The 17,772-nt window shown below is 59.5% G+C and carries 15 protein-coding genes and 1 pseudogene; 14 read left to right on the plus strand and 2 right to left on the minus strand.

The window, feature by feature from the left end:
• The first annotated feature begins 102 nt into the window (after window positions 1-102).
• The 7 genes and pseudogenes from argB (at window position 103) to QWI75_RS02145 (ending at window position 8,194) form a co-directional block, all read left to right on the plus strand.
• Entirely contained in the window at window positions 103-993 is an 891-nt protein-coding gene (gene argB, locus QWI75_RS02120) for an acetylglutamate kinase (RefSeq protein ID WP_289267033.1), read from the plus strand.
• Window positions 994-1,083: 90 nt separating this feature from the next.
• Window positions 1,084-1,950 carry a M20/M25/M40 family metallo-hydrolase gene (locus QWI75_RS02125; protein WP_289267034.1) on the plus strand — a complete coding sequence of 289 codons (867 nt, stop codon included), beginning with the start codon at window positions 1,084-1,086 and terminating at the stop codon, window positions 1,948-1,950.
• A 68-nt stretch (window positions 1,951-2,018) separates the two neighbouring features.
• Window positions 2,019-2,744: a RadC family protein gene (gene radC / locus QWI75_RS02130; protein WP_289267035.1), complete on the plus strand. Its 726-nt coding sequence runs from the start codon at window positions 2,019-2,021 to the stop codon at window positions 2,742-2,744.
• A 56-nt stretch (window positions 2,745-2,800) separates the two neighbouring features.
• Window positions 2,801-2,932, plus strand: a complete 132-nt coding sequence (locus QWI75_RS02135) for a hypothetical protein (protein ID WP_289267036.1) — start codon at window positions 2,801-2,803, stop codon at window positions 2,930-2,932.
• Window positions 2,933-3,077: 145 nt separating this feature from the next.
• Complete coding sequence (locus tag QWI75_RS02140; RefSeq protein ID WP_289267037.1) at window positions 3,078-6,992, plus strand: PDDEXK-like endonuclease domain-containing protein; 3,915 nt, start codon at window positions 3,078-3,080, stop codon at window positions 6,990-6,992.
• A 304-nt stretch (window positions 6,993-7,296) separates the two neighbouring features.
• Window positions 7,297-7,497 (plus strand): annotated as a pseudogene (locus QWI75_RS22605) (type II toxin-antitoxin system MqsA family antitoxin); the annotation flags it as partial.
• 136 nt (window positions 7,498-7,633) lie between these two features.
• On the plus strand, window positions 7,634-8,194 hold the full coding sequence (locus tag QWI75_RS02145; RefSeq protein WP_289267038.1) for a hypothetical protein: 561 nt from the start codon (window positions 7,634-7,636) through the stop codon (window positions 8,192-8,194).
• 838 nt (window positions 8,195-9,032) lie between these two features.
• On the opposite strand, the gene QWI75_RS02150 is transcribed toward QWI75_RS02145, so the two are convergent.
• Entirely contained in the window at window positions 9,033-10,046 is a 1,014-nt protein-coding gene (locus QWI75_RS02150) for a hypothetical protein (protein ID WP_289267039.1), read from the minus strand.
• A gap of 396 nt (window positions 10,047-10,442) precedes the next feature.
• Between QWI75_RS02150 and QWI75_RS02155 the strand changes: the two genes are divergently transcribed.
• Complete coding sequence (locus tag QWI75_RS02155; RefSeq protein ID WP_289267040.1) at window positions 10,443-10,595, plus strand: type II toxin-antitoxin system HicB family antitoxin; 153 nt, start codon at window positions 10,443-10,445, stop codon at window positions 10,593-10,595.
• A 64-nt stretch (window positions 10,596-10,659) separates the two neighbouring features.
• Complete coding sequence (locus tag QWI75_RS02160; protein ID WP_289267041.1) at window positions 10,660-11,355, plus strand: hypothetical protein; 696 nt, start codon at window positions 10,660-10,662, stop codon at window positions 11,353-11,355.
• A gap of 342 nt (window positions 11,356-11,697) precedes the next feature.
• On the opposite strand, the gene QWI75_RS02165 is transcribed toward QWI75_RS02160, so the two are convergent.
• Window positions 11,698-12,234, minus strand: coding sequence for a gamma carbonic anhydrase family protein (locus tag QWI75_RS02165; RefSeq protein ID WP_289267042.1), 537 nt, complete (start codon window positions 12,232-12,234; stop codon window positions 11,698-11,700).
• Between the two features lie 103 nt (window positions 12,235-12,337).
• Here QWI75_RS02165 and rimO point away from each other — a divergent pair, with 103 nt between their 5' ends.
• The 5 genes from rimO to QWI75_RS02190 all read left to right on the plus strand — a co-directional run bounded on the left by rimO (window position 12,338) and on the right by QWI75_RS02190 (window position 17,771).
• Complete coding sequence (rimO, locus tag QWI75_RS02170; protein ID WP_289267043.1) at window positions 12,338-13,894, plus strand: 30S ribosomal protein S12 methylthiotransferase RimO; 1,557 nt, start codon at window positions 12,338-12,340, stop codon at window positions 13,892-13,894.
• A gap of 93 nt (window positions 13,895-13,987) precedes the next feature.
• A complete protein-coding gene (gene purU, locus QWI75_RS02175; RefSeq protein WP_289267044.1) occupies window positions 13,988-14,851 on the plus strand; it encodes a formyltetrahydrofolate deformylase in 864 nt (287 codons plus the stop codon).
• Window positions 14,852-15,002: 151 nt separating this feature from the next.
• Window positions 15,003-16,124: a CRISPR-associated ring nuclease Csm6 gene (gene csm6 / locus QWI75_RS02180; RefSeq protein WP_289267045.1), complete on the plus strand. Its 1,122-nt coding sequence runs from the start codon at window positions 15,003-15,005 to the stop codon at window positions 16,122-16,124.
• Between the two features lie 108 nt (window positions 16,125-16,232).
• Entirely contained in the window at window positions 16,233-16,544 is a 312-nt protein-coding gene (locus QWI75_RS02185; protein ID WP_289267046.1) for a hypothetical protein, read from the plus strand.
• Window positions 16,545-16,637: 93 nt separating this feature from the next.
• Window positions 16,638-17,771, plus strand: coding sequence for an RAMP superfamily CRISPR-associated protein (locus tag QWI75_RS02190; protein WP_370693610.1), 1,134 nt, complete (start codon window positions 16,638-16,640; stop codon window positions 17,769-17,771).
• Window position 17,772 lies beyond the last annotated feature (1 nt).

Consider the following 17,772-nt stretch of genomic DNA (forward strand, 5'->3'; position numbering starts at 1 on the left):
TGCGATCCCATTCCGCATGCAGCCGCCCGCTCGCCGAGTCCCATCGGCGCCGTCCCTCGCCGCCTCGCCATTGGCCATGGGTGCTCAACCCGGAGCCTGCACATGAATAGATTGATCAAGAAAGCCAACGTCCTGGTCGAGGCCCTGCCCTACATCCGGACGTTTCGCGGGAAGACCGTCGTGGTCAAGTACGGCGGACACGCCATGACCGACGCGCCCTTGAAAGAGCGGTTTGCCCAGGATGTGGTGCTGTTGAAATACGTGGGGTTGAATCCGGTCATCGTGCATGGCGGCGGGCCGCAGATCGACAAGATGCTCGACCGTCTGGGGATCGAGGCGAAATTCCGGCATGGCGTCCGGGTGACGGACGCGGCAACCATGGAAATCGTGGAGATGGTGCTGGCCGGCAAGATCAACATGGAAATCACCGACCTGATCAACCGGCACGGCGGAAGCGCCGTTGGATTAAGCGGAAAGGACGGAGGGCTCATCCTCAGTAAGCCGCTCACGGCCAAGGCTTGGGCGGAGAGCCTGGAAAAGGATCTCGGCGAGGCCGACGGCGACTTCGGCCTGGTGGGCGACATCGAAACCATCAACCCGAGCCTGCTGCACAAGCTGCAGGAGGATCATTACATTCCGATCATCGCGCCGATCGGGACCGATTACGAAGGCAACACCTACAACATCAACGCGGATCTGGTGGCCGGCTCGATCGCGGCGGCGCTCAAGGCGGAAAAGCTCTTGATGCTGACCGACGTCAAGGGCATCCGCGACGCCAACGGGCGCCATCTGTCTACGGTGTCGCGCAAGGACGTGCAACGGATGGTGAAGAAGGGGGTCATCGGCGAGGGCATGTTGCCCAAGGTCCACGCCTGTCTGGACGCCCTGGAAGGGGGCGTGAGAAAAGCCCACATCATCGATGGGCGCGTGCCGCACGCGATCCTGCTCGAAGTCTTTACCGACAAGGGCATCGGCACAGAAATCGTGGCATGAACGACAAACGATGTGAAACGTTCATCGTTATTCGTTAAACGTAGGAGACACCTTCCGCTTTCCACACGTTTAACGGTGAACGATTCACGCATGGCTTCTCACGAGAGTTTGTTGGCTCACCTCCGGCAATTGGTCGGCGAGCGGCATCCGCGCGCGTCGCCTGCGGCCTTACAGCAGGCAGAACAGTATCTCATCGCGAGCTTTCAACGGTCCGGCTTGCCGGTCAAGACCCATGGATTCCGCGCGCTCGGCGGCACCTACCACAACGTCGTGGCCTCGCTGCCGGCCGTGCGGGACAAAAAGGCGCCGCCGCTCCTGATCGGCGCCCACTACGATACCGTTGCCGGATCGCCCGGCGCCGACGACAACGCGAGCGGCCTGGCCGTCATGCTGGAGGCGGCGGAGCAACTCGCGCAAGTGCAACTGGCCCGACCGGTCCACTTCATCGGGTTTTGCCTCGAAGAGTGGAACCTGTTGGGGAGCCGGGCCTATGCCGCCCATCTGCGGAAACAGGGCCGGGAGATCAGAGGCGCGATCGTGTTGGAATGTGTCGGCTTTGCCTCCCAGACGGAGGGGTCGCAAACGCAGCCGCCAATCCCAGTCAAAATGCCAGCGACCGGCGATTTCCTGGGCGTGGTGGGCAACGAGCCGGCTAAGACGTTGGTGGAGACGATCGTGCAGGCCGGGCAACAGGCGGCCGCTCCGCTCAAGGCCACCCCCCTCGTCGTGCCGGGCCAGGGGGAGCAGTTTCCTGACACGCGCCGGAGCGACCACGCGTCGTTTTGGGTCTACGGCTTTCCCGCCGTCATGCTCACCGACACGGCCAACTTCCGCAATCCCCATTACCACCAGCCGACGGATACGCTGGAGACGCTGAATCTGGAGTTTCTGGCCAAGGTCGCGGCAACCGTCACGAGGGCTGCGATCGACATTGCTGGCTTGGGGCAGCAATCCTAAACTGCATCTGGACAGTCGCATCGTCCTGGTGTAGCTTCGCGCCCAAATCGACGGTCACCAAAGATCGAATGGCACGGAACGGAAAAATAAGTTCGAAAGGCATCGGGGGATGGCCAGAGAGCGAACGTCCGCGGGAGCGGTTATTACGCCAGGGCGCACAGTCTGTAACGGATGCAGAGTTGGTGGCGATCCTCCTGCGGGTCGGCGTACAGGGGATGAGTGCCATCGAATTGGCTCGGCACATTCTTGAGAAATTTGGCTCACTTCGAGCTCTGGGTGAAGCCCCGCTCTCGGCACTTTTCGCTGTCAAAGGTTTGAAAGGTGCAAAGGCGGCTCAGTTGGTTGCTGCGATGGAAGTAGCGCGGCGGGTGTCTGTGCCTGACGGGCGAAAACGCATTACGATCAAGAATACAAATCAGGCAGAGGCCTATCTTCGATCGCGATTGCAGGGACTCCCGGAAGAACATTTCAGGGTACTGTTCCTGAATCGACGCGGAACATTGATAGAAGACGCGTTGCTGGCTGTGGGTGCAGTTGACCAGGTCAGGCCACCGATACGACTTCTTGTAGCGAGGGCGCTGCAGGCCAACGCAAGTGCAGTAATCCTGGGTCATAATCATCCATCAGGTGTCGCCGACGCGAGTGAGTCAGATCGGCTTTTCACTGAGGACTTGTACGCCGCTCTGAAGCCGATCGGAATCAAACTGCTGGATCACCTCATTTTTGGTGAACGCGACACCTTCAGTTTCGCTGATAATGGTCTTATGGACGAGGTGGCGCTGAATGTTGGTTGAAGAACAGATCACGCGAGAGGACCTGTTGGAGATCAGTGGGTGAGAAAGACAAGATCATGACGCCCGAACAACGACAAGAGATGATCCACCTCCTTCAAAAGGAGGAGGCGGTTTCGCCTGAATGGGCGGGCATGTTATTTCCGCCGGAGAAGCGGGAATACGAGCTGGTGTATCACGGCAAGGAGTGAGAGAAAAGACGAACAGCCCTTTGTTAGCTTCAGGGCAACCGTGGCAGAATATGCTGATCTACGGCGATAACCTTCAAGTGCTACGAACGCTGGGCACCGAAACCACAGCACTTCCGGGTCAGCTACAGACTGAACTGGTGTCGTAATGGCTCTCCGCGATCCAGTTCAGGAGCGGGTAGTTTCAACTTACATCCGTCGGCTTCTCGGCGGGGTCGGTCGTAGCGCGATCCTGAGGGCATTTCCGACACGTACGGTTAAACGGATCGATCTAGCTCGGCTCCGCATTGCCGGCGAACCCGCACCGGAAGAACTTGTCCAAGGCCTCGTAAAGCCGGAAGGCCGATATCGCCTTGTCTTCCGCCATTATCGGGAGCCTGGTGAACGTGGTAAGCAGAGCCAGGCGCTATTCACCACTCTTCGCACGAAGCTCGCCCGCGAAGCTCAGGCCGCCCATCGCGAGACAGGGCTTTGGATGCTCTGGCTTGCATACCCGCTCCTCTACGTACCGCATCCAAGCGCCGAACATGATGAGTACTTGCTCGCCCCGCTGTTCCTCTGGCCAATCAAAATCGAAAGCGGTGCTCTTCCCGAGGGAGAGGTTCTTCTTACCCGTCAGAAGGGTGCGCCGCGATTCAATCGCATTGCATGGCAGTGGATACGCCGCAACTTGGATTTCGACCCTCCAGAGCCGACCGGTCACGATCTCCTCGAACTGGCGAGCTTCGACGACCTCCGCAGGTTAGTAGGCCAATCCTGCGGAGGTTTCCGACCAGTGCTTAACACCCGCCTTGGACCTTCCATCGAGGCGGTTCCGGAACGGAATACCTTGGAGCAGGTAAACGAGCCGAAGCTTTTCGATGCAGGCATCGTGGGGCTGATCCAATGGGAGAACATGGAATTGCTCGCTGACCTGGAAAAGCTACACGGAATGGAGGAATTGGAAGGGCCAGCGGGTGACGTTCTCCGAGAGCGAGAGCGGCCACAGGCAACCCCGCTTCAGCCTCCCCCTGAGGTGGAGCGTTTCCTGGTGACAGATTCGGATCATACCCAGGAGATCGCGATATGGATGGCCCGCCGACCCGAGGGTGCCGTAATCCATGGACCGCCTGGCACAGGGAAGTCACAGGTCATCGTCAACATCGTCGCCGACACGCTTGCCCGAGGGGAAAAGGCGCTCGTCGTGTGCCAGAAAAAGGCGGCGCTGGATGTCGTCGCCACCCGGCTGCGGAAAGTTGGTCTGGGAGAGTTATTTATTCAAGTCGACGATGCGGAGAGCGACCGCCGACGTGTTATCGAGATGCTTCGCGACCAAGAGCAGCTAGTTCTTCCATACAATGGCAACGAGCGCACCAGGATTGCGCAGGAAATCGAGCGGATCGAGAAGGAGTTTCAAGAGTATGCCACGGCACTCTTCCACGTCCGTGAGCGCCATGGTGTTAGCTATCGCACGATGCTCGCACGGATTGCTCGCATCGAGCGGGAGCACCCTGATGTCAGACCTCTAGCAGGGATCAGAGAGATATTGAAGCACACAAACGACACGGAGCTTTGCCGACTCCTCGAAGCACTTAAGCAGATAGAGGGCCTATTCTGGGAAGCCGATGTTCCGAACAACCCCTGGTTGCAGGGGCGGGAAGACCTGACTGGCGATCGGTACCAACTCGAACAGATAGAGGGAGATCTTGAGCGGGCGGTACCAGTCGCCGAGAAAGCCGATGAGTGGGCAGGACAGCAGGCATCCGTGGGAGGCGAGCTAGTCGGGTCGCTTGAAGCGATCCGCGACGCAGCGGAGCGTCTTGCACAGCTTTGGCCAGCGTTGGATTCGAGCGTGGTGTCGGAGGTGATACCGCCAAAGGAAGCAGTCTCGCGGATTGAAGATATTGACTATAGGAGAATTGCCAGGGCTGTCGAGAGAGTCATCGCTAAACAAGGGTCACTTTTCCGTATCTTCTCCCGGACATTTTATCGGGATCGACAGATCATCCGAAATTTCGTTGAACGATACGAGTGGTCAAAAGATCCTTTGGCGGGCGAGATCTTTCATCGAATCGCCGAGCAGGCCAGCGCAGCGGCCGCGTGTGAGATAGTCCTGAAGACCCTCGGCAAGTGGTTTAAGGACTCGTATGTGAATTCCCTTTGCAACTCGATCCGCACAGGTTCCGCTGCGGCTCCGTGCCTCCGTAGGCTAAAGGAATATCTTCCGCGTCTCCCCATCTTGTTACGCTACCTGGCTACTGTCTCGGGTCTGGATCAGCGCGGTCGAGAGGTTGTCGGAGCGCTTGAGACCGCATCGGCGGGAATTCCTCGAAATTGGCCGAAGGTAGTCGAGCTGTCTGCGCTGCTAGCCTGGGTTGGGAATGCAGAGAGAGATTCGCCGATCCTGCGGCGCCTTACTCCAGAACTCTACGACGCGAATCGAACGCGTCTCGTCGATTTGGTGAAACAGAAACGGGGCTTGGAGTCGCAAGCAATCCGAGCTCAATGGGCATCGAAATGGCCGACGATCGACCACCGCTGGCGCAGGGGACTTCGTTTTCGAGGTCCTCGCTCACAAAGGCTTCGTGAGATCGTCGAGACAGGGGCTGGCCGGGGACTCTTCGATCTCAGGCCGTGTTGGCTTGTGAACCCCGGAACCGCGAGCCAAATCTTCCCTCTCAGGTCGTCACTTTTCGACGTGGTGATCTTCGATGAGGCCTCCCAGTGTCCCCCGGAATACGCGCTCCCTGCCCTGTACAGGGGGAGACGAACAGCGGTGGCAGGGGATGGAAAACAGTTGCCTCCGACCATGTTCTTCAAGGCGGCGTTTGACTTTGACATTGAGGAGGACGGCGAAGGCGAGACGCATCAAAACGATGGGGAAAGGCAAGCCGAAGATCAAATGGACATTGGAATCGCCTCTGGCGCGGACGATCTCCTATCCCTTGCGCAAGCCCGGCTTCCAGATGCGCACCTCAACGTGCACTATCGGTCGCTCGACCCTGTCCTGATTGCCTTCTCAAATGCCGCCTTCTATAGGAATCGTCTCGAATCGCCTGAGCCCGCTGTGAGGGTCACACAGGAGGGTGGCGCACCCGCGCTCTTCATCGAGCGAGTGGACGGCGTCTACCAAGCTGATCGAACAAATCCGGACGAAGCACGGCGCGTGGCCGCCTTCCTGAAACAATTGTGGCAATCCCCAAGAAATCGGCCGACGGTTGGGGTCGTCACATTCAACGAGGCCCAAAGAGAAACGATCGAAGATCTGCTCGAGACCGAGGCCGCTCGGGACACGGATTTTCGCCTGTCATACGAACGGGAGCTAACCCGCGTGGAGGATGGCGAGGATGTGGGGTTTTTCGTCAAGAGTCTTGAGGCTGTGCAGGGCGATGAACGCGATGTGATCCTTTTCTCGACGACGTACGGCCGGCGCACCGACGGACGGTTCATCCGAAGCACCCTCGGTCCGATCAACAGGCAAGGCGGAGAACGTCGCCTGAACGTTGCCATTACTCGAGCCAAGAGATGGGTCCGAATTTTTACATCACTTCCAGTTCACGAGCTTGCCAGTGCCCTTACTCCAGGCGCGGTCGAGACCGCTGACGCCGCAGGGCGGGCTATGCTTCAGCTTTACTTGGCTTATGCGGAACACATCGCCAAGGGTGAACGGGAAGCAGCCCTAGCGATTCTCGGCCGTGCTCTCGAACTATCTGGCGGCCTCGAAGAGCATCGGGGACCGGTCGGAGCCGAAGAGTCGGAGTTCGAGATCGAAGTGCGAGAAGCGTTGTGCGAGACGCTTGATCTTGAAATCGACCCTCAGGTCAGTTCCGGGTCTTTCCGGATTGATCTGGGTATCCGCGCCCCCGACGGTGGGGGATATATTCTGGGCGTCGAGTGTGATGGAAAGGCCTACCACAGCGCACCTTCAGCCCGGGCTTACGACTATTGGCGACAGGCGGTTCTCGAGCAGCGCGGCTGGAGAATTCACAGGATCTGGTCCACGGCGTGGCGAAACGACCGGGCTAGAGAGATTCATAAGGTCGAACAGCGAATCACCAAAATTCTTCAGTCTTGTCGAAGTTAGTGTAACGGGGCTGCGTTAGAGAATAATGTGACGCCGAACAGTAGGTGGCGGATTAAGAGGTGCGTGACCGTCTGCGTGGACGATTGAGGGGCGGGCAAGACGGTCACATGGGTCTCTGGAGGCTGGATTTCGTCGTTTCTGGGCAGAAGAAGCGCGAGTAACGGCGATCAAGCCCATTGGCTCATTCTATGTGTGAATTTAACGGCCATCCACCGCCGGCTTGGCGATTTGTTTCAGCGCCTTTCCCGGGAAAGTAGTGATCACAATGACGAGCAACTACACTGAGTAACATTGTCCTCTCTGTGGTGGCGAGAAAAAAGCCGGGACCACCACCTTTACGGCCGATTTTGAGTTTGGCGTGGTGGTTGTCAGACATGTCCCTGCTCTGGCATGCGCCCTGTGTGGAGCAGACTGGATTCAGGATGATGTGGCGGCGCGTTTGGAAACGATCGTTGCCGAGGCCAAAGCCAAGCGACTGCAGGTTGAAGTGACCACCCTGGCCTGACCGTCAGCTCTATCTCCAGTCTAGCTTTCATCGGCCGGGGCGGGCGTGAATGGGAGCAGGATGCCATGCTAGCCTCCCGCCACCGGATGGACGCTCTCTTTCAGTCCCTCCTCCACCGCGTATTCCAGGAAGAAAGATGACAAGCGAAAAGAAGCCCACCGGCTGGTCGGCCATTCGCCGCTATCTGAACGAGCAGCCGAAACCGGCCTTGCTGGCGCTGGTCAAAGACCTTTACGACGCCTCATCCGGCAATCGCAATTTCCTGCACGCCCGCGTGCAGGCCGAGGCTGGCGACGGAACGGCCGTGGAAAAGTATCGGCGTACGATCATCGAGCAGTTCTATCCCTCACGAGGATACGGTAAGATCAAACTGACCGAGGCACGCAAGGCCATCCGCGAGTACCGCAGGGCCACAGGGAACCTGGCAGGCACGATTGACCTGATGCTGACTTACGTGGAGACCGGCACGGAGTTCACGCGAGACTACGGCGACATCAACGAGGCCTATTACAACAGTCTCGAATCCGTCTTGCGCGAGATGACGCAGCTTTTGCGGATGGAAGAACCGGCGTCGTATCCGCGGTTCCGGGAACGGATTCAACGGCTGGAAGATCACGCCGACCACATCGGTTGGGGCTACGGCGATGCGCTTCGGCACCACGTCCGTTTGCTCGAAGCGGAGCTGGCAGGCGAATGAAACCATCCTACACCGCACGACAGGGCCAGTTTCTGGCCTACCTCCACCACTACCGCATCGTGAACGGCTGCGCGCCGTCCGAGGCGGACATGCAACGGTTCTTTTAGGTCACACCCCCGAGCGTGCATCAGATGGTCCTCACGCTGGAACGCCGCGGCCTCATTCGACGCGTTCCCGGCCAGGCGCGCAGCATCACCGTGAACGTTCCGCCGGAGTCGTTGCCCCAGTTGGAGCGGCCCCAAGGGACCGCTATCCCAAACCGACTGTGATCGCGTTATCCGGTCATGCGCACCGCCGTCCAGGAAACACTGTTGAGATCGCGATTGACTGTCGAAACTCTGGAGGATCATCAGACATGCACGTGATCGACCTCCGCCGACAGGTGTGTGCCGCCCGCGTCATCGAAATTCGAGCGATGGGACATATGCAGACGCAAAGTCGCCAGCGGCTGGACCATTTGTTCACGTCACTTCTGCACAGAACCGTCAGAGGCGAATTGTGAGTGGGGAAAAGCAGAGTGGGTGGTGCCCAAGACGGGCAAAACTGCGGCTCAGGAAATGTGTCCTGCGGCCCGCAAGAGATCAATGTAGCCTTCGGACGAAAGAGGACAATCTATAAGATCGAGGAATTGCTTGCGGTTCAGTTTCACTTGCCGAGCCATTGCACTCAGAAGGGAGTCAGGAAGCTCCCTTTCCCCGTGACTCAGCTTTGTGAAGATCGCAGTTTTCTTGCCGGCGACCCACAAATGGAAGAACGTATGATCATTCTCCTTCTTTCTGAAGCCCTTCTGCTGAAGGGCGGTTGCTATGTCCCGCGCGGATCTTGGCATGCCTTAGAGCTACGAAGCGGCAGGTGCGTCGGCGCGTAGTTCTAGCAGGCGCCGCTTTAGGCCTAAGGCTTTTTCATCAAGCACCTCATCATTTTCCTCTGCGAACTCTTGCCAGAGATATGCGAAGTTTGCGTGAAGGTCACGCAAGGCTTCGTCGCGACGTTCGCCGTAGCCCCAGAGGTTCAGAGTCTCGTTTCGGTATACCCAAAGGCCGTCAACATATTCGACTTGGACCTGAATCGGCTTTCGGATCTCAAAACGCCTACCGGAGTGTTCAAAGCGAGTTAGCCTTAGTGGCTCCATGCTGACGGTCTCTATGCCAAGGACGGTGTCCAGTCTCGTAACTCGCCCCTCGTGGTCCACAGTCCCCAACCCTGTTGCCTCGACATACGAACCAGGAAGAAGATTTGCCACTTCGTCGCGGAGCGATTCAGAGTAATAGCAGTCAATTTCTACCCCACGCTGGCGTATCGTGATCTTTTCCGGCCCCGTGTCGAAGTAAATTTTGACGAGCTCACCTATGACGGTCGCCTGTTCGGCAGTGGTAGGCATCGCGTCCCGCTCTAGGAGGTGACGCACGGCTTGTCGCGTCTCAGCGGAAAATACTAACCGTGGGTGTCGCGCTGGTGACCAGTTCTCCAGTTCGACAAGATAGTCGTCTAAAGTACCAGGAAGCAATGCGTCGAATGCTCTGAGGAGATAAGTTCGATCCGACCGACGAAGACTAGACTGCTCCGTTTCACTCGACTGTATCTGAATTGTTCGTCCAAACTCGAAGATGAGATCAATTGATTTCTGTGCAACATCCTCCTCCGGAAGCAAGGTTGGGCCAGGCACTGGGGTCTCCACTTCAATGACAAGGTCGCTGTGGTGGGCATTAACAAAAGACAGCTCGACGACTTCTCGGTATTTGTTGTACCAGAGTCCTCGTCTGGCACTCGGATCACGTGCAACAGCCGCTGCTGCATGAAAGAGTAAGTTCTGAAGTGCCTGTAGCTTTGAGGCCAGAATGGCGATCGGCACCTCACCGCGTGGGAAGCCATCACCACGCAAGGTGAGTCGTAACCGTCTATGCTCATTAATTGGAGGCATTGCTAAGTCAGTAGCAGAGGCAGCATATCTTAACGGAGCTATGCTCGGGCTACAACTATCATCCCGGAAGTGGAGAGGACTTGCTGGGTTGGCAAAGACAAAGGGACAGGTGGAGACCTGCGTTAGCGCGGCTTGGCCCTTGATTGGCGGAGATGCACGGAGCTGGAATCTCGGCAGGCCGTTTGCGGCTCCCGACTCGGTATCCTCTTCCAGGCTTTCTCCATTTTGTTTTTAAAGGAGAGTCGTAGTCTGGGGCGTCTCGACCTTTCTGCTGTGTGGGCATTCCGATCAGCGGATTGCTATAATCCGCTCCGGATGAGCTTCAGGATGACGTTTTATCATTTCGAAATCGTGGTGGAGAAAGAGTCAGACGATGTGGGCTATGCCGCTTACAGTCCAACGCTGCCGGGCTGTTTCAGCAACGGCAAGACAATCGAGGAGGCAGGCGGAATATCCGCAAAGCCATCCAACAGCACATGACCTCCCTCTTAGCTCACGGCTAGTCGGTCCCGCAGAATGAGAACCGTCCGCCGTTCAGTCAGTGATGAAACCTCGATTGCAACCCCAGACTGTTCAGGCGATCAGCCGCGTCTTTGACGAACTGGATTACCGGCTCCTCGGCGAGGTCTATTGCCACGAGGGCGGCGAGGAGTTCTGGCGGGCGAGACGCGGGCGTTGCCGTCGGCTGGGCATTAAGCTCGGCGAGGTGCTCAAGCTGAGGCTGAAGCCAGGCGGACGCAGCCTCTACGTCGGCGCTGGCGTGGCTGAGTTGCCGGTGTTGATCATGGAGACGGTAGATTTACAGCGAGCGGTCGTGGCCTGTAATCTCAGAGGCGACGAAGTCCAGGAGCTGAATCGCGCCGCGAAGGACCTCCCGTTTCGCTTTGAGCATCGTGACGCGACCTCCGTGCGGGGATCGTTCGATCACTTGTGGATCGTCAGCGTGTTGAACGATCCGGAAAGCTACCCCGAGCTCTCCGAACTGTCCTATGGGCGTGCCAATCCTGTGACGTTTAACCTAACGGCCTTCCGAAAGGAACGGCGCGCGGTGACGCGTCTGGTCGATCGATGTCTCAAGAACCTCACACGTCGCGGGCTCGTGACCACGTCAACAGAAGAAGCGATCTGGATTGCGGAATGGTGCGCGGAGCGGCAGATCCACTGGAAGGTTGAACGCCGGACGTACAAAACCGCGCTGGTCGAAGACCCTATCTGTTTCATTCAGATCGGAACGCAGTGACAGGATTGGAAGAGGCCGATGCACTCGGCACTCAGCACTCAGAGACCTAGCCCGCATTATTCATGACGGTTCGTCGCGAAATCGCGCAGTCGCCAAGCGAGACGGGCAAGCACAGCCGCGAAGGACCAAGGCGTACTTGAAACAGTACGTCGAGGGAGTGAGCGGCGAGCACGCCCGCCATACCAAGCTTCGCTTGAGCCGCCGCATTCGATCACATCGCGGCGGAGAGGCACTTTGCCTTCGACTTCTCATGTTGGCTCTGTCGCAGCGGCGAATTGGGGTGCCCATTGCGCTTCTGTTGCAATGGGCCTAAGCAGCAGAAGCGTTCATGAATAATGCGGGCTAGACCCAAAAGCCGAGCGGCTTCTCCGGATCGCTCAGATACTGGCTGGCGTAGCGGACGTAGTTCTGGGCCGACTCCCTGATCCAGGCCAGTTCTTCTTCGGTGACCGGACGCTTGACCTTGGCGGGAGAGCCCAGAACCAGGCTCTTGGGTGGGACGATGGTCCGTTCGGTGATCAAGGCGCCCGCTCCGACCACCGAGTCTTCCCCGATCACCGCGCCATCCATGATGATGGCGCCCATGCCGATCAGGACCCGGTCCTTCACCGTGCAGCCGTGCAGGACCACATGGTGGCCGATCGTCACGTCATCGCCGATGACAAGCGGCGCGGTGTCGTGCGTGACGTGGAGCACGCAGAGATCCTGGACGTTGGTCCGGTGGCCGATTCGGATAAAATTCACGTCGCCGCGGATGACGGCATGAAACCACACGCTGCACTGCTCGCCCAGGACCACGTCGCCGATCACGACGCCGGTATCCTCGATGAAGCAGGACTTCGGGATGGTCGGCGTGATGCCTTGAAATGTCCGGATCATGGACCGCACTGTAAGCGAGCGCTTGGCTACGAATCAAGCGTCGTTGACAGGGTTTACAGGTCGCCCGTAGACTGACTTGCTTATGAGCCGCAAGGCGACTTCTATGAAACACGAACCGCGGACATCCTCCCCTCGCTCATCCCTCTCCCCTATGCCTGGGGAGCGGATCAGAGAGAAGGGAACCAAGATCGGCTTCGTCAATCTGGGGTGCTCCAAGAACCAGGTGGACTCCGAGATCATGCTCGGCCAGCTTGTGGCCGGCGGCTTCGAGCTGACGAGCCGTCCCGAACAGGCCGAGGTGGTGATCATCAACACCTGCGGTTTCATCGAGGAGGCCAAGCAGGAATCCATCAACACGATCCTGGAACATGCGGAGCTGAAAAAGACGGGGGCCTGCCGGGTGCTGATCGCGGCCGGCTGTCTCGCGCAGCGCTACCAGGGCGACCTATTGCAGGAGTTGCCGGAGCTGGACGGGATCGTGGGCACCGGCGAGTTCGGCAAGATCGCGGACATCACCCGCTCGCTGCTTCAGCCCAAACAACCGGCGCAGCGGTCCTGGATCAGCCCGCCCCCGTTTCTTTACGACGCGATGGCCCCGCGCATCCGGCTGGGCCGTGCTCACTCCGCCTACGTGAAGATCGCCGAAGGCTGCAACCGCCACTGCACGTTTTGCGCGATCCCGATCATGCGCGGCAGGCAGCGCAGCCGGTCCATCGAGTCGATCGTCGCCGAGGCCGAACGGCTGGCCGAAGAAGGAGTCCAGGAGCTGAACCTCATTTCCCAGGACACGATCAACTATGGGGTGGATCTGGGCCTGCGGCAGGGCCTCACGTTGCTGCTGCGCGAGCTCGTCAAGGTGAAAGACATGCGCTGGATTCGGCCTTTTTACCTCTACCCGCAGCAGGTCACCGACGAGCTATTGGATTTATATGCCGGCGAAGAGAAGATCACCAAATACATCGACATGCCGCTCCAGCACATCAACGACGCCATGTTGATCCGCATGCGCCGGCTCGGCGACAAGGCCTTCCTGACCAAGCTGGTCGAGCGGATTCGCTCCCGCATTCCTGGGGTGACGTTCCGCACGGCCTTCATCGTCGGCTTCCCGGGCGAGACCGAGGCCATGTTTGATGAACTGGCGCAGTTCATGGAAGAGGCGGCCTTCGACCGGGTGGCCGTGTTCGGCTATTCCGACGAGGAGGAGACGCCTGCGTGTGATTTGCACGGCAAGATCGACCAGTCGGTCATCGAAGAGCGGCGGAGCGAGTTGCTGAACCGGCAAGAGACGATTGCGCTGCGTCAGAGCCTGGGTAAAGTTGGTTCCACCTTGTCGGTGCTGGTCGATGGCTTGTCAGAGGACAATGAGTTTCTGCTCGAAGGCCGTCATGAAGGGCAGGCGCCGGAGATCGATGGGGTCGTGTACTTGAGCGAGAGCGATGTCGAGCCCGGCGAGTTCGTGCAGGTGAAAATCACCGAGGCCACCGCTTACGATCTGGTCGGCCAAGCCATTGAGCCGGTCCGGACAAGATCGAAAGCGGGTCTGCAGACCAGGCCCGGACCGTCCGCCCCGCAGGCGCGACGGGCGCCCTCCGCTCCACAGATGCGACGAGAGTCCTCCGTCGTGCCCCTCATCATGCCCACGAAGGTCCGGGCACAGTAGACCCGCCGTCCTGTTCCATTTGTCGCCGTCTCCCAAGCACTCCCGCAATCCCGCTCGTTGCCAAATCGCCGCGTAACCTGTCAGAGTAGAACTATGACTGAGTCGCCTTCTGCCGTGGTGTTGCTCATCCACTGTCCGGACCGCAAGGGCATCGTCGCCCGGGTGGCGGGATTCATCAATGAGTTCGGGGGGAATATCCTCGATTCGGACCACCACACGGACCGCGAGGCGGGCGAATTTCTCATGCGGACGGTGTTTGCGCTGGAAGGGTTTCAGCTTCCCCCGGCTGAGATCGCCGCGGCCTTCGCGCCGATCGCGAAGGTGTTCGGGATGCGCTACGAGGTTCATTTCATTCCGGCTCATCCGAAGGTGGCCCTCTTGGTCTCCAAGCAGGACCATTGCCTGGCCGATCTGCTTCAGCGGCAGCGGCGCGGCGAATTGCCCATCGACGTGCCGGTCATCATTTCGAATCACGACACCTGCGCCATGTGGGCCGAGTTGTACAAGATCCCGTTCCATGTCTTTCCCGTGACGAAAGACAGCAAGCCGGAGCAGGAGCAGCGGGTGATCTCAGTCCTCAAGCAACAGGACGTGCATCTGGTGGTCTTGGCTCGGTACATGCAGATTCTCAGCGGCGAGTTCTTGCGCGCGGTCGGCTGTCCCGTCATCAATATCCACCATTCGTTCCTGCCGGCCTTCATCGGCGCCAATCCCTATCGGCAGGCCTACGAGCGGGGCGTGAAGCTGATCGGGGCCACGGCCCACTACGCGACCGAAGAATTGGATGAAGGGCCGATCATCGAGCAGGACGTCATCCGCGTGGGGCATCGAGACTCGGTGGAGGACCTGGTTCGCAAGGGGAGGGATCTGGAGGAGTTGGTCCTCGCGCGGGCGGTCCGGCTCCACGTCGAACGCCGCGTGATCGTCTACGGTAGACGGACCGTGGTGTTCGACTGATCACCGGATCATCGAGAAACTGGACGGATCCCGTGAGCGGAAGGCCAGGGGTTTAGGTCAGGCGCACGTTCGGTCCTGACTGGTGTCGAGGGTCAGACTTGACAAAACCCTACGAGGTTTGCATGATGCGATCCGGCTGAAGCGAGGGCGCATGCGCGACGTCGTGGTGGCGGTCTGTGGGCTCACGCCACAAGTCGTAACCGAAACGCTCTGGGCGCTGTCTCATCGCACCCCGCCCATCTATCCCGTTCAGATCTGGATTCTCACTACGCAAGCCGGTCGCGATCAGTGCCTCCGCGCGCTCCTTGGGTCAAAAGGCGCGCTGGCGCGCTACATCCGCGAGTACCGGCCCAACCCTGTTCCCCGGTGCGGGCCGAACTCCGTCATCCTCTTGGAAACAGCCGACGGCGAGCCGCTGGACGACGTCCGCTCCGAACGGGACAGCCGGGCGATCGCCGATCAGATCGCCGGGTTCATCCGCAAGCAGACGAGCCGAGCCGATACCCGCCTCCACTGCTCTGTCGCCGGCGGCCGCAAGACGATGGGGGTGCTCCTGGCCGCGGCATTGCAATTGTACGGGCGGTCGGACGACCGGCTGTATCACGTGCTGGTTCCGCCGGAGTTCGAATCGCATCCCGACTTCTATTATCCGCCGAAACGCTCACGGACACTGGTGCTCCGCAATGGACGCCGCTTGAATGCCGGGACGGCCAAGATCGAACTGGCGGAATTGCCTTATGTCCGATTGCGCGGCTTGCTGGCCGCGGAGCACCTGACTACTGAGGCAACGCTGAGCGGGATTGCAGCAACCGCCGAACGGAGGCTGCAACTCCTCGTCGATCCGGAGCCGGTTCGGGTTCATCGTGGGGACAATGCCCTACGCATCGGCACGAACCGGATCGAGCTTTCCCCGGCGGGCATGACCATCTACCGGGCATTGGCCAGGACCAAGACGTACCACTGCGCCCGCCCCGAACTGGAAACCTGCGGTGACTGCATGGAGTGTTATGTCCGGTTTACCAAAGACACATGGGCGCAGACAAAGGCGACCCTCGCAGAGCGCGGCGGGATGCCGGTCCTGACGAATGCGACGGACGACAAGGACGTCGCCAACCAATTCCGGTCGCTGATTCGCAAGGTCAACGGCAGGCTCGAACGCACGCTCGGGATGGGGTCGGCCGAGAACCCCTATCGCATCCGCTCCGGCGGCACACGTGGCGAGACGGTCTACGGCCTGGCGCTCGATAAAACCAAGATACGGGAGGAAGGGTGATCGGGCGGCAACATTGCGGCAACATTTCCAGGCTGGACGCGAGGCCATCCCCTGGTTATGTTGCCGCCAGACATGAGAAGACACTCAGAGGACGCGAAAGGAGTCGCCATGACGCCGAGCCAAATCGCCTGTCCGAGATGCGGGGAGCCGATCGCGCTCTCGGACGCATTGCTGGCGCAGGTGCGCGGGACGGTCGAGACCGATCTGAAGCAGCGGCATGCAGCCGAACTTCAAGCCGCCGTGTGGCAGGCGGAGGCGCGTGCGAAGGAGCCAATTGAACGAGACCTCCGTCTGGTGCGGGAGCAGCTCGCCGAACAACAACGGAAAACGCAGGAAGCGCAGCAGGCCGAACTCACCTTGCGGAAGGAGAAAACCGCGCTCGAGCTCGGCGCGCTGCCGGAACCGGAGGAGCCGGCATAACGGGCACCGGCAATGTTTCCGGACTGGACAAGGCTGAACGAACATCGTTAAAGAGGATTCCATCGTCAGCGAGGCGGCATGATCATGGCACAGATGACCACGCGTGATTACACGGTTCAATTCCTGACCCCGGCGTTTCTCGGCGACGCCGAGCAGAACGGCCGGTGGCGGACGCCACCGTTGAAGGCGCTGCTCCGGCAGTGGTGGCGCGTCGTGTACGCCGCCGATCACGGCTTTCGCATAAACGTTGACGCCATGCGCCGCGAAGAGGGGCTCTTGTTCGGCAATGCGTGGCTGGAGAACGAGTTCTCGAAAAGCCAAGTCCGGCTCCGCATAGATCGCTGGGAGTCAGGTACCTTGAAGAGCTGGAACGGCCTAGAGCAACCCAATGTCACTCATCCTGAAGTGCAACGAACCAATTACAAGGTTGGTCCCCATGCCTATCTCGGCTACGGGCCACTGGATGGACGAGGTGGGACAAAATTAAACGAAAGGGTCAAGGCCGTTGTGGACGTCGGTGAATCCGCCATCCTCCGGCTTGCCATGCCCAATGAAGACGCCTCTCGCCTCCACCGTGCCCTGTGGCTCATGGACCGCTATGGCACGGTCGGCGGCCGCAGCCGCAACGGCTGGGGGTCGTTCACGCTGACGCCGACCAACGGGACGCCCACGCTCGAAGGACAGCTCCCCCTGCGTGATTGGAAGGCCTGCCTCGCCTGCGACTGGCCGCACGCCATCGGCCTGGACACGACAGGCCCGCTCATCTGGCAGACGGAGCCGCGCGACGACTGGAAAGCGGTGATGCGAGAATTAGCGATCATCAAGATCGGGCTGCGGACGCAGTTCGTGTTCCCGAATCACAGACCGCCGCACAACAACCCTCTGCAACGGCACTGGATCAGTTATCCGATCACCACTCACACTGTCGCTGAGTGGAAGCGAAAGAATTTACGTCTTCCCAACTGCCTGCGTTTTAAGGCGCGTCCGGCGCCCAACGCCTCCAAACAGGTCGTCGGCGTGATTGTTCATGTGCCGTGCACGCCGCCCTCCGAATTCCAACCGAACAAGGCGGCTCTCCAAAGCACGTGGCAGACGGTGCACAAGCTGCTTGATGAACTCGTCAAACCGACGAGCGCCCGGAGCTACGCGATGATCGCTGATGCGGATCGGCGATCCAAACTCAAACCCGAGCTTGACAAGGTGACCTTGCAACGCATTCCGGAGTGAC

Source organism: Nitrospira tepida (genome assembly GCF_947241125.1).
Taxonomy (GTDB): Bacteria; Nitrospirota; Nitrospiria; order Nitrospirales; family Nitrospiraceae; genus Nitrospira_G; species Nitrospira_G tepida.